The 12560-nt window shown below is 74.1% G+C and carries 3 protein-coding genes; 1 reads left to right on the top strand and 2 read right to left on the bottom strand.

Annotated elements, in window-relative coordinates; genetic code table 11:
- On the bottom strand, positions 1–1520 hold a 1520-nt coding region (locus ACZ7KF_RS19925), incomplete at its 3' end, for a type I polyketide synthase (protein ID WP_471076337.1).
- Positions 1521–1554: 34 nt separating this feature from the next.
- The gene (locus ACZ7KF_RS19930) at positions 1555–11064 is read right to left on the bottom strand and encodes an SDR family NAD(P)-dependent oxidoreductase (protein WP_471076340.1); all 9510 of its coding nucleotides are present in this window, start codon (positions 11062–11064) and stop codon (positions 1555–1557) included.
- Positions 11065–11407: 343 nt separating this feature from the next.
- Between ACZ7KF_RS19930 and ACZ7KF_RS19935 the strand changes: the two genes are divergently transcribed.
- A complete protein-coding gene (locus ACZ7KF_RS19935; RefSeq protein WP_471076343.1) occupies positions 11408–12445 on the top strand; it encodes a 3-dehydroquinate synthase family protein in 1038 nt (345 codons plus the stop codon).
- Positions 12446–12560: the final 115 nt, after the last annotated feature.

A 12560-nucleotide genomic window follows, 5' to 3' on the forward strand; every position in this document is an offset into this window, starting at 1 on the left:
GGCCGCCCCTCCAAGAACACCGCAAGCCGCCGCGCCTGCTCACGCAACGCCCCCGCAGACCTCCCCGACAACGCCAACGGCACCACACCACGGGGAACCGTGGGCGCCGACGCGAGGGTGTCGGAGGGCTCCGTGGGCCGGGCCTGCTCCAGGATGACGTGGGCGTTGGTGCCGCTGATGCCGAAGGAGGACACACCGGCACGGCGGGGGCGCCCGGTCTCCGGCCACTCCCTGGCCTCGGTGAGCAGCTCGACGGCGCCGGCCGACCAGTCCACCTGGGGTGTCGGGGCGTCCACGTGCAGCGTCTTCGGCAGCACACCGTGCCGCATCGCCTGCACCATCTTGATCACACCCGCCACACCCGCGGCGGCCTGCGTGTGCCCGATGTTGGACTTCAGCGACCCCAGCCACAGCGGCGAGCCCTCAGGACGGGAACGGCCATAGGTGGCCAGCAGGGCCTGCGCCTCGATCGGGTCACCGAGGGAGGTGCCGGTGCCGTGCGCCTCGACGACGTCGACGTCCGCGGCGGACAGCCGGGCGCTCTCCAGCGCCTGCCGGATGACGCGTTGCTGGGAGGGGCCGTTGGGCGCGGTCAGCCCGTTGGAGGCGCCGTCCTGGTTCACGGCGGTACCGCGGACGACCGCGAGGACCTCGTGGCCGTTGCGGCGGGCGTCCGACAGCCGCTCCAGCAGGAGCAGACCCACGCCCTCGGACCAGCCGGTGCCGTCCGCCGCGGCGGCGAACGCTTTGCAGCGTCCGTCGGCGGCGAGTCCGCGCTGCCGCGAGAACTCCACGAACGCGCCCGGCGTCGACAGCACGGCCACGCCGCCGGCGAGCGCCAGTGAGCACTCGCCGGAGCGCAGTGCCTGTGCGGCGAGGTGGATCGCCACCAGGGACGAGGAGCAGGCGGTGTCCACGGTCACCGCGGGGCCCTCCACGCCGAGGGTGTACGCCACTCGGCCGGACACGATGCTGCCCGCGCCGCCCGTGAGGACGTAGCCCTCGATCTCCTGGGAGCCGGTGCCCATGCGGGGTGCGTACTCCTGTCCGGCGGCGCCGGTGAAGACGCCGACGCTCTCGCCCTTGAGGGCGGAGGGGTTGATCCCGGCGCGTTCCAGGGTCTCCCAGGAGGTCTCCAGGAGCAGCCGCTGCTGCGGGTCCATCGCCAGCGCCTCGCGCGGGGAGATCCCGAAGAACTCGGCGTCGAAGCCGGCCACGTCGTCGAGGAAGCCGCCCTCACGGACATAGGACTTGCCGGAGGCGTCCGGGTCGGGGTCGTAGAGGGTGTCGAGGTCCCAGCCGCGGTCCGCCGGGAAGGCGCCGACGGCGTCGGTGCCCTCGGACACCAGTCGCCAGAGGTCCTCGGGTGAGGTCACCCCGCCCGGCAGCCGGCAGCCCATCCCGACGATGGCGATGGGTTCGGTGCGCCGGGTCTGTTCCTCGCGCAGCTTCTCCCGCGTCTGCTGCAGCTCGGCCGAGACCCGCTTGAGGTAGGTGAGTGCCTTCTCGTCGGTGGTCATGGAAACTGATCTCCTCTTCCGGGTGGCCGGCGGGTCAGCCGAGCCCGAGCTCGTTGTCGATGAAGGCGTAGACGTCGTCGGCGGTGGCGGCTTCGAGTTGGCCGGCCCGGTCGGTGGTCCCGGTGGAGCCGCCGCTCAGGGCGGCCTCTTCGAGGCGCGATCCGAGGAATTTCAGGCGGGAGTGGATGCCCGAGTGCTCCAGTTCCTCCGCCAGCAGGGCGTCGAGTGCCGCTTCCAGGGCGTCGAGTTTGGCCGCGACCGGGTCGGACTGCTGGTCGAGGGCCTTGAGCAGGTAGCCGGCGAGGACGCTGGGCGCCGGGTAGTCGAACACGGCCGTCGCGGGCAGTCCCGTACCCGCGGCCTTGCCGAGCCGGTTGCGCAGCTCGACCGCGGTCAGCGAGTCGAACCCGGCTTCCTTGAAGGCGCGGTCCGGTGCGACCAGTGAGGCGTCGGAGTGGCCGAGGACGATCGCGGCCTCCTTGCGGACCAGGTCCAGGACGAGGGCGGCCTTCTCGTTCGCGGGGAGTCCCGCAAGCCGTTCGGCGAGGGTCCGCCGGGGTGCCGTGGTGGTGGCAGCGGTGCGGCGCGGGGCCCGGACGAGTGCGCGCAGCATCGGGGGGAGTGCGCCGGAGGCCGCCCGGCCCCGCAGCACGCTCAGGTCGAGCCGGGTCGGCACGAGGGCCGGTTCGACGGCGGTGAGGGCGGCGTCGAAGAGGGCCAGGCCGTCCTCGGCCGCCAGCCCGAGCATGCCGTCACGTTCGGTGCGCCGCAGGTCTGCCTCGGTGAGGGCGCTGGTCATGCCGCTCGCATGCGACCAGAGGCCCCAGGCGAGCGAGACCGCGGGCAGGCCCTCGGCACGGCGGACGCGGGCGAGTCCGTCGAGGAAGGAGTTGGCCGCCGCGTAGTTGGCCTGTCCGGGGTTGCCGAGGACACCGGCGGCCGAGGAGAACAGCACCCAGGCGGCGAGGTCGAGGTCCCGGGTCAGCTCGTGCAGGTTCAGGGCGGCGTCGGCTTTGGGGCGCAGGACGGCGGCCATCCGCTCGGGGGTGAGCGCGGCGAGCACGCCGTCGTCGACGACGCCCGCGGTGTGCACCACGGCGGTCAGGGGCGCCGTCGCCGGGACGGACTCCAGCAGCCGGGCCAGGGCGTCGCGGTCGGCGGCGTCGCAGGCCGCGACGCGTACGGTCGCGCCGAGGGCGGTGAGTTCGGCGGTGAGTTCCCGCGCGCCGGGCGCGTCGGGGCCGCGCCGGCTGGTGAGGAGCAGGTTGCGGGCGCCGTGTCCGGTGACGAGGTGGCGGGCGACGAGTGCGCCGAGGGAGCCGGTGCCGCCGGTGATGAGGACGGTGCCGTCGGGGTCGGGCCGGCGTGGCAGGGTCAGCACGACCTTGCCGACGTGGCGGGCCCGGCTGAGGTGCCGGAAGGCGTCCGGGGCCTGCCGTACGTCCCATGCCGTCACCGGCAGCGGGGTGAGGGCCCCTCGGTCGATGAGGTGGACGAGCTCGTCGAGCAGCTCCCGTACCCGGTCGTCGTCCGCCTCCGCGAGGTCGTAGGCCCGGTATTCCACTCCGGGGAAGCGTTCGGCGACCTCGGTGGCGTCGCGGATGTCGGTCTTGCCCATCTCCAGGAAACGGCCGCCGCGCGGGAGCAGGCGCAGGGACGCATCCACGAACTCGCCGGCCAGAGCATCGAGGACGACGTCCACGCCGTGGCCGCCGGTGGCGTCGAGGAAGTGCTGCTCGAAGTCGGTGGTGCGGGAGTTGGCGATGTGCGCGTCGTCCAGTCCTTGGGCACGCAGGGTGTCCCACTTGCCGGGACTTGCGGTGCCGTAGACGTCGGCGCCCAGGTGACGGGCGATCTGGACGGCGGCCATGCCGACGCCGCCGGCCGCGGCGTGGACGAGGACCGTCTCGCCGGCTGTGACGCCGGCCAGGTCGCGCAGGCCGTAGAGGGCGGTGAGGAACGCGATGGGGGTGGCGGCGGCCTGCGCGAAGGTCCATCCGGCGGGGACGCGGACCAGCCGGCGGTGGTCGGTCACGGCCTCGGGGGCGAACGCCCCGCCGGAGAACAGGCCCATGACCCGGTCGCCGGGTGACAGGCCGGTCACGCCGGGGCCGGTCTCCAGGACGATGCCCGCGGCCTCTCCTCCGATCGCGGCCCGGCCGGGATACATGTCGAGGGCGATCATGACGTCGCGGAAGTTGATGCCGACGGCGCGGACGGCCACGCGGACCTGGCCGGGGCCCGGCGGGCCGGGGTCGGCGTCCGGTACGAGGGCCAGGCTCTCCAGCGTGCCGGGCCCTGTGGTGTCCAGGTGCCAGGCGGTGGCACCGTCGGGGACCGTCAGGCCCGCGGGGGAGGCGTGGACGAGGCGGGGCACGGACACCTCGCCGTCCCGCACCGCGAACTGCGACTCTTCCAGGGCCGCGGCCACCGCCGGGATCCCGGTGAGCGCGTCGCGGGAGGCTCCGTGTCCGTCGATGTCGGCGAGGAGGAAGCGGTCGGGGTTCTCGGACTGGGCGGAGCGCACCAGTCCCCAGACCGCGGCGCCCGCCGGGTCGGTGACGTGCTCGCCGTCGCGGACGGCGACGGCGCCCCTGGTGACGACGAGCAGCCGCGCGGTGTCGGCGGTGTCGGCCGGCAGCGCCTGGAGGTTCTCCAGCACGCGGGAGGTGAGTGCGTGCACGTCGTCGGCAGAGGCACCGTGACCGGTGGCGTCGAGAACGCGGACGCCGTCGAGTCCGTTGGCGCGCGCCGTCACCGGCAGAGCCGTCCAGGTGGTACGGAACAGGGATTCGGGGCCCGCTTCGGCGGCCGGGTGCAGTTGTTCGGCGGCCACGGGCCGCAGGACGAGGGAGTCGACGTCGGCGACCGGGGCGCCGGTGGCGTCGGTGATGCGCAGGGACATCGCGTTCTCTCCGGCGGGGGTCAGCCGGACACGCAGGGCCTTGGCACCCGAGGCGTGCAGCCGTACGCCGTTCCACGCGAAGGGCAGCAGACGGCTTCCGTCACCGGGCTCGGCGATGCCGCTCAGGGCGCTGGGGTGCAGCGCGGCATCGAAGAGGGCGGGGTGCAGGCCGAACCGGTCGGCGTCGTCGTGCTGTTCGTCGTCGAGGGTGATGTCGGCGAAGACCTCCTCGCCGAGGGTCCACGCGGCGCGCAGTCCCTGGAAGGCGGGGCCGTACGCGTAGCCGGCCTCGGCGCGTTCCCGGTAGAAGTCCGTGACGGGCACGGCCGTGGCGTTCGGCGGGGGCCACGGGCCGGCGTCGGCGGGGGGAAGGTCGTCGGGGTTGGTGCGCGTCAGGGTGCCGCTCGCGTGGCGTGTCCACGCTGTGTCGTCGCCGTCGGGGCGGGAGTGGACGGCGACGGGGCGGTCGCCGGTCTCGTCGGGGGCACCGACCTGCACGCGGAGGTGCACAGCGCCGTCGGCGGGCAGGACCAGGGGCGCGGCCAGGACGAGTTCGCGGACGGCGCCGTGCCCGACCTCGTCGCCGGCCCGGATGGCCATCTCGACCAGGGCGGTGCCGGCCAGCAGGACCGTGCCGCCGACCGTGTGGTCGGCGAGCCAGGGCCGGTCGGCCGGGGACAGGCGTCCGGTGAGGGTGACGGCGTCGGTCTCGGGCAGGTCCACCGCCGCGGTCAGCAGCGGGTGGCCGGCCGCCGTGATGCCCGCGGCTGCCAGGTCGCCGGGGTCGGCGGCGTCGAGCCAGTAACGCCGGTGCTGGAAGGCGTACGTCGGTACGGCGGTGCCGCGGGCGTCGCTGCCGGCGAACAGGGAGGGCCAGTCGACGCGGGCACCCCGGGTGTGGGCGCGGGCGACGGCCGCGAGCAGCGTCCTGGGTTCCGGCCTTCCGTCGCGCAGTGCGGGCACGCAGTCGACGTCCTCGGGCAGGCAGTCCCGCGCCATGGCGGTCAGCACACCGCCCGGCCCGAGTTCGAGCACGGTGGTGGTGCCCTGCTCGCTCAGGGTGCGCAGGCCGTCGGCGAAGCGGACCGTGTCGCGGACGTGGCGTACCCAGTACTCGGGGGCGCACAGCTCCGCGGGGTCCGCGAGGGCGCCGGTCAGGTTGGAGACGACGGGCAGGACGGGGGTGTGGCATCTCAGTCCGGCGGCGACCTCCCGGAACGCGTCGAGCATCGGCTCCATGCGCGGCGAGTGGAAGGCGTGCGAGACGCGCAGCCGCTTGGTCTTGCGGCCGCGGGCGGCGAACACGGCGGCCACGGCCTCGACGGCCGGCGCGTCACCGGAGAGGACCACGGCCTCGGGACCGTTGACCGCCGCGACGGCGACTCCCTCGGTGAGCTCGGCGAGGACCTCGTCCTCGGCGGCCTGGACGGCGATCATGGCACCGCCCTCGGGCAGGCGCTGCATCATCGCGCCGCGGGCGGCGACCAGGGCCGCGGCGTCCTCCAGGGACCACACCCCGGCGACGTGGGCGGCGGCGAGTTCGCCGATGGAGTGCCCGGCGACCAGGTCGGGGCGCACACCCCAGGACTCGACCAGCCGGTAGAGGGCCACCCCCACGGCGAACAGGGCGGCCTGGGTGTAGGCGGTCCGGTCGAGCAGGTCCGCGTCCGGGGTGCCGGGTCCGGCGAGGACGATGTCGCGCAGCGGGCGGTCGAGCCAGCGGTCCAGGGCGGCGCAGACCTCGTCGAAGGCGCGGGCGTACACCGGGAACGACGCGTACAGTTCGCGCCCCGTCCCGGGACGCTGTGCGCCTTGGCCGGAGAAGACGACGGCGAGCCTGCCGTCGGTGGCGGTGCCGTTCGTGTCGTCGCCGGCGGCGAGGGCGGCCAGGTCGTCGCGGGCCTCCTCGGGGGAACCGGCGACCACGACCGCGCGGTGCTCGAAGGCGGAGCGGCCGCTGAGCGTGAGGGCGACGTCGGCCAGGGCCGGCGCGGGCTCCGTGTCGAGGAGGGCGGCGACGCGTCCGGCCTGGGCGCGCAGGGCCTCCTGGGTCTTGGCGGAGAGGACGAGCGGGACGAGCCCGTCGGGCAGGGCGCGTTCCGGCGCCTCCGCCGGGTCCTGTTCGTCGGCGGGCGTCCCGGCGGGTTCCTCGGCGGGCTGTTCGAGGACGACGTGGGCGTTGGTGCCGCTGATGCCGAAGGAGGACACACCGGCACGGCGGGGGCGCCCGGTCTCCGGCCAGTCCCTGGCCTCGGTGAGCAGCTCGACGGCGCCGGCCGACCAGTCCACCTGGGGTGTCGGAGCGTCCACGTGCAGCGTCTTCGGCAGCACACCGTGCCGCATCGCCTGCACCATCTTGATCACACCCGCCACACCCGCGGCGGCCTGCGTGTGCCCGATGTTGGACTTCAGGGAGCCGAGCCACAGCGGGTGGCCGTCGCCTGGACGTTCCCGACCGTAGGTGGCGAGGAGGGCCTGCGCCTCGATCGGATCGCCGAGGGAGGTGCCGGTGCCGTGCGCCTCGACGGCGTCGACGTCGGCGGGGGTCAGGCCGGCGTGGGCGAGGGCCTGCCGTATGACGCGTTGCTGGGAGGGGCCGTTGGGCGCGGTCAGTCCGTTGGAGGCGCCGTCCTGGTTCACGGCGGTGCCGCGGACGACCGCGAGGACCTCGTGGCCGTTGCGGCGGGCGTCCGACAGCCGCTCCAGCAGGAGCAGACCCACGCCCTCGGACCAGCCGGTGCCGTCCGCCGCGGCGGCGAACGCTTTGCAGCGTCCGTCGGCGGCGAGTCCGCGCTGCCGCGAGAACTCCACGAAGCTGCCCGGGGTCGCCATCACCGCGACACCGCCGGCCAACGCCAGGGAGCACTCCCCCGCGCGCAGCGCCTGGGCGGCCAGGTGCAGGGCGACCAGAGAGGACGAGCACGCCGTGTCCACCGTCACCGCGGGTCCCTCGAAGCCGAAGGTGTACGACACCCGGCCGGAGACCACGCTGCCCGCGCCGCCGACGCCGAGGTAGCCCTCGATCTCCTTGGCGGGCCGCACCGCCCGGGTGGTGTAGTCGTGGTACATGACCCCGGCGAAGACACCGACGTCCGCGCCGCGCAGCGCGGTCACGTCCAGGCCGGCGCGTTCGAAGACCTCCCAGGAGGTCTCCAGGAGCAGCCGCTGCTGCGGGTCCATCGCCAGCGCCTCGCGCGGGGAGATCCCGAAGAACTCGGCGTCGAAGCCGGCCACGTCGTCGAGGAAGCCGCCCTCACGGACATAGGACTTGCCGGCGGCGCCCGGGTCGGGGTCGTACAGTTCCGCCAGGTTCCAGCCCCGGTCGGACGGGAACGGGGAGAGGCCGTCGGCGCCGTCGGCGACCAGCCGCCACAGCTCCTCGGGCGAGGTGACGCCACCCGGCAGCCGGCAGCTCATCGAGACGATCGCGATCGGCTCGTCGGAGGCCGTGGCGCCAGGGACGGGCAGGGCCGGGACGTCGGCCGACTCGCCGCAGACCTCTCCCAGCAGCCGGTGCGCCAGGGCTTCGGGGGTGGGGTAGTCGAAAGCGCTGGTGGCGGGGAGCCGCAGTCCGGTGGCGGTGGCGAGCCGGTCGCGCAGGCCGACGACCATCACGGAGGTGAAGCCCAGCTCCTTGAAGGCCCGGTCGGCCGGGATTCCCTCGGTGCCGGTGCGGCCGAGGACCGCGGCGGCCTCGGCGCGTACGAGCCGCAGCAGGATCTTCGCCCGCTCCTCGGCGGGCACGCTCTCCAGTCGGCCGCGCAGCCGCGCGGTCTCGGCAGGGGTCTGCCGGGCCGCGGTGTCGATCAGTCCGCGCAACGGTGCGGGGACCGGGCCGCCGAGCAGGGCGGCGTTGTCGAGGCGCATCGCGATGAACGCGGCCTCGCCGGCGGCGTGCGCGGCGTCGAACATCACCAGGGCCTGCTGTTCGGTGAGTTCGCCCGCCGCGAAGGGGAGAGCGCTCTCAGCCGCTCCGCACTGCCAGGGCCCCCAGGCCAGGGACAGCGCCGGCAGACCGTGGGCACGCCGGTGATGGGCCAGTGCCTCGAGTGCGGCGCTCTCGGCCGCGAGCGCGCCGGCGCCGGGGGCGCCGAGGACGCCGAGGGGCGAGGAGCACAGGACGAACGCGGTCAGGTCCCGGTCGGCGGTCAGGTCGTGCAGGGTGTGTGCCGCGGCGGACGCGGCACCGGTCCCGGTGATCTCCTCCGCGTGCACCACGGCCGTCAGCGGTGGGCGGTCGCCGTCCGCCAGCAGCTCGGTGAGGACGTCGCGGTCGCCCGGTTCGCAGACGACGGCGGTTGCGTGGGCGCCGGCCCCGGCGAGTTCGGCGCACAGGGCCCGCACGCTCGCGTCGCCGTGCTCGGAGCCGTGGGCCAGCAGCAGGTGGCGGGCGTCGTGCGCGGTCACGAGGTGGCGGGCGAGCGCGGCGCCCTGGGCGGTGGCGGCGCCGGTGACCAGGACCGTCCCGTCGGGATCGAACAGCGGGAGCGGCTGCTCCTCCCGGTCCGTGGAGACACGGCCGAGGCGCGGCAGCAGGGCGACGCCGGAGCGGATGGCGAACTGGGGTTCACCCGCGTTCACGGCGGCGACCAGGGGCCGGGCCCCGTCCTCACCGAGCCCGTCGGTGTCGAGGTCGGCGAGGACGAGCCGGCCCGGGTGCTCGGTCTGCAGCGCGCGGACCAGTCCCCACAGCGGGGCGTGCGCGGGGTCCCTGACATCCTCGCCGTCGCCGGCGGCCACGGCCCGCCGGGTGAGGACCACGAGCGTGACGTTCTCGTTGCGGTCGTCGGCCAGCCAGTCCGCGAGGGACGAGATGCATTCCTCGATGCCCGCCGCGGAGTCGTAGGAGGTCCGGTCCACGAGGAGGACGCCGGTGCCGCCGTGGGACGCGGTGCGGGCCGCCGTGTGGGCGGCGGCCGGGTCGGTGTGGACCTCGCACGCCATGCCGACGCCCTCCAGGGCGGCGGCCAGGCCGAGCGCGTCGGAGCCCGCCAGCACCCAGTCGTCCCGCTCGCCCGGGGCCGTGCCCAGGGAGAGCGGGGAGCTGGGTATCCAGTCGACGCGGAACAGCGAGTCGTACAGGCCACTGCTGGTGGCGCGCAGCCGGGCGGGCGTCTCCAGCAGCCGGTGCCGGATGATCTTGCCGGAGGCGGTGCGCGGGATCGACTCGATCTCGTACAGCTCCTCGGGCACCTTGAAGTAGGAGAGCGTGTCACGGCACTCGGCGAACAGCTGCTCCGTGTCCGGTCCCCGGGGGCCGGGGACGATGAACGCGACCGGTACCTCACCCAGTACGTCGTGCGGCTTGCCGACCACCGCGACGTCGGCGACGCCGGGGACGGCACGCAGGACCTCCTCCACCTCGCCGGGGTGGATGTTCTCCCCGGCGCGGATGATGAGTTCCTTCTTGCGGCCGGTGATCGTGAAGTAGCCGGCCGCGTCACGGCGGGCCAGGTCACCGGTGCGGTACCAGCCGTCGTGGAAGGCGGCCGCGGTGGCCTCGGGCTGGTTGTGGTAGCCGGCCATGACACTCGGCCCGCGCACCCACACCTCGCCCTCCTGGCCGTCGGCGGCGTCCTCCCCGGTCGCGGTGTCCACCAGGCGTACGCCCAGACCCACCACCGGCAGGCCGCAGGAGCCCTCGACGCGGGCGCCCGTGGGCCAGTTGACGGTGATGGAGCCGCAGGTCTCGGTGGAGCCGTAGGCGTCGATGAGGGGAACGCCGAAGACGCGCTCGAACGACCGGCGCAGTGAGGCGGAGGTGACCGCACCACCGACCAGGGCCACGCGCAGCCGGGGAGCGGTGAAGCCGCGGTCGCGTGCCGCATCGAGGAGGTAGTGCAGGAGGGTGGGGACGCCGGCCAGGAAGGTGGCGCGCTCCTCGTCCAGTGCGGTCAGCACGTCCTCGGCCGACAGGCCGTCGACGATGCGGGCGCTGGCGCCCACGGCCACCACGGAGAGCACGCAGGCGATGTGCGAGAGGCTGTGGAAGAGGGGCAGCGGCCAGACGACGCGGTCCTCGGGGCCGAGCCCGGGCACCGGCACATAGCAGGCGGCCACCGACCACAGGCAGTTGCGCTGGGTGGAGAGCACACCCTTTGGCCTGCCGGTGGTGCCCGAGGTGTAGAGCATCCACGCCAGGTCGTCCAGGCCGAGGTCGTCACGGGCCGGGCTTGCTGGTTCCTGCGTCGCGAACGACTCGTAGCGCAGGAAGCCCGACGGCATCGGCTCGTCGCCCACCAGGACGACCGTCAGGTGCGGGCGGTCCGGCAGCAGGCGCCGCAGCTGTTCCACGTGCGGGTGATCGGTGATGACGATCCGGGCGCCGCTGTCGTCGAGGATGTGCGCGAGTTCCGCGTCGCTGCTCTGCGGGTTGACCGGGACGCCGATGGCACTGGCCCGGGTGATGGCGTAGTAGCTCTCGACGATCTCGACGCGGTTGCCCAGGCAGATGGCCGCACGGTCGCCCGGTTGCAGCCGCAACTCCGCCAGGTGCCCGGCCAGTCTCCGGGTCCGCAGCTCCAGGTCGCCGTAGGTCACGCTCCGGCGGGCGTCCCGGTAGGCGACCTTGCCACCGAAGTGCCGAGCCTGGTGGATCAGCAGCTCGGGGAGCGGTCGGATCAACTCCGTGCGCAACATGTGTCGTCATCCCTCCAGGGCGACAGCGGACGGGCAGCCCGTCTTGGCAAACGGTTCGCCCTGCCCGGGACAGTCTTGTCATCCGTTGCTTCTCCGCACCCCCCTCAACACCCCCCTAGGCATCCCTAACTTGCAGAGTGACGAGGATTTAATCGTCACGTGTTTGGAGCCGCGGGCGGACGGCATTAGGCTCCCTCGCCGTACGGAATGTCATCGCGTCATCGACTGACGGCCGAAATACATCCGTGATAGGCGGCCCCACCGCGAGCGCCCGGGGAGCGGGATTTCTTTTCCCGACGGTCTTCCCTCGGCGGCGGGGTGGCAGGGAAAGGAACACCCGAACATGACAGATTCCTCGCCCCAGCACACCCGTATCCGGGTGGAACTCGGCGACCGCGCCTACCCCGTCGACATCGGACCCGGGGTGCGCCACTCGCTGTCCGGGATCGTGGGGCGGCTGGGAGCGCGGCGCGCTGCGGTGGTCTCCGCCCGGCCGGACGCCTGGATACCCGACCCCGGCGTGCCCTCGCTGGTGATACGGGCCCGCGACGGCGAGACGGACAAGACGCTCGCCACGGTCGAGGCGCTGTGCCGGGAGTTCGTGCGCTTCGGGCTGACCCGTGACGACGTGGTCGTCTCCGTCGGCGGCGGGACCACGACGGACGTCGTGGGGCTCGCGGCCGCGCTCTTCCACCGCGGGGTGCCCGTGGTGCACCTGCCGACCACGCTGCTCGCGCAGGTGGACGCCAGCGTCGGCGGCAAGACCGCCGTGAACACACCCGAGGGCAAGAACCTCATCGGCGCCTACTGGCAGCCCAGCGCGGTGCTGTGCGACACCGACTACCTGGAGACCCTGCCGCGGCGGGAGCTGCTCAACGGCTACGGGGAGATCGCCCGCTGCCACTTCATCGGCGCCGGCGACCTGCGGGAGCTGACGCCGGCGGAGCAGATCGCGGCGAGTGTGGCGCGCAAGGCGCAGATCGTGTCCGCCGACGAGCGCGACACCGGCCTGCGCCACCTGCTCAACTACGGCCACACCCTGGGCCATGCGCTGGAGCGGGCCACGGACTTCCGGCTGCGGCACGGCGAGGCGGTGGCGATCGGCACGGTGTTCGCCGGGCGGCTCGCACGGGCCGTGGACCGGATCGACGAACCGCGGGCGGTGGAGCACCTGGAGGTGGTGCGCCACTACGGGCTGCCCCACGAGCTGCCCGAGGGCGTGGCACCGGGCCGGCTGATCGATCTGATGCGGCTGGACAAGAAGGCGACGTCGGGACTGACCTTCGTGCTGGACGGCGAGGACGGCGTCGAGCTGGTGCCGGATCTGCCGGAGGACGTCGTCGCGCGGGTGCTGGCGGAGATGCCGCGCGCGGCGGCCTGAGAGGGATCGCACACGACAGGTGGTCCGCGCCGGTCCGGACGAGGATTCTTCCGGACCGGCGCGGACCACGTCGCTTCCGGCAGCCGGCCGGGACCGCCGCTTCCGGCAGTGGACG

This window comes from Streptomyces sp. NPDC038200 (genome assembly GCF_055600785.1).